This is a genomic window from Streptomyces sp. WM6386, from assembly GCF_000972385.1.
Taxonomy (GTDB): Bacteria; Actinomycetota; Actinomycetes; order Streptomycetales; family Streptomycetaceae; genus Streptomyces.
Genome location: NZ_JXTE01000778.1, coordinates 1 through 316 on the forward strand (window position 1 = coordinate 1; position 316 = coordinate 316).

1 pseudogene is annotated in these 316 nt (G+C 66.1%); it reads right to left on the minus strand.

Annotated features, from left to right (window positions below):
* Positions 1–316, minus strand: a pseudogene (locus TN53_RS43630) (DUF4246 domain-containing protein); the annotation flags it as partial.

Here is a 316-nt window from a genome sequence, read left to right on the forward strand (position 1 = left end):
GGAGAGAGCGGCCACGCAGGTCAACTCGGTCGGACCCGTCGGCCATCTCGGGCGGGGTGAAGGCGGGGGCAACCGGGATGACCGGACGACGATTCTCCCACCAGGAATCCTGGGCTTCTTCCCATGTCCGGAGGGCTTCGGCGTACGCCTCACCATCGCTGTCGGAGGACTTGTTCGGGTATTCCGGCTCCGAGTCGTACCACCCGTACGGATCGGCCTCGATCCGCAGCGGTCGCGGATGCCGCAGGTCGGTCAGCACGTTCTCCCACAGCGGGCGGAAGCGAGCCAACAAGTCTGGTAGCACGGAGACCAGTTC